The following is a 535-nucleotide window of genomic DNA, read 5'->3' as shown; positions in this document are numbered from 1 at the left end:
TGAGCGGCGAACACTTTGCTCTGCTGCAAAGGCCCAACTCAGGCATGGCGATTCACTCTTGACCCTCAGCGAGAACCCCGAGGCGACAACCGCCTTGCAGGCAAGCATGCAAAAGGCTCTCGGAAAATCCACGGATGCGAGTTCCAAAGTGATGATCGACGCTGTTTTGCATAGCAGTAGCGAGCGGGAGATGTATGCGAAAGCCGCAGCGCAGTTGAGTCAAGAAAAGTAGCTTGCGATGCGTTGGTAAGACCTATTCAGGAAAATTCCGTGATGCCGTGGCCACGGTGATGGCCATAAGCTTTTATCTGCTGCACGGCTTGTCCCGGTGAATTTCGGGCCGAGCACCAAAGGAGAATCATCGATGCGGATACGGGGGATGGCATTCCAAATCGTTAGTTTGGTGTGGGCGAGCAACGCTGTTGCTTATGATGCACAGACGCACGCGCTTATCACCTACAAAGCGTATGGCGCATCGGTGTTGGCCCAAGCGGGTGCTGGCACACCGGTTGCCCAGCTGGGTCTCGACCGGCTC

Annotated in this window: 1 protein-coding gene; it reads left to right on the top strand. The window is 55.7% G+C overall.

The genetic code is table 11. The annotated features are described in order from the left end of the window. Positions 1-232, top strand: a 232-nt coding sequence (locus ABD002_RS19595; RefSeq protein WP_343794309.1) for a hypothetical protein, incomplete at its 5' end; no start/stop codon positions are given. Positions 233-535: the final 303 nt, after the last annotated feature.

This window comes from Dokdonella soli (genome assembly GCF_039523175.1).
GTDB lineage: Bacteria > Pseudomonadota > Gammaproteobacteria > Xanthomonadales > Rhodanobacteraceae > Dokdonella_A > Dokdonella_A soli.
This window is presented reverse-complemented; position numbering and strand designations above follow the sequence as displayed.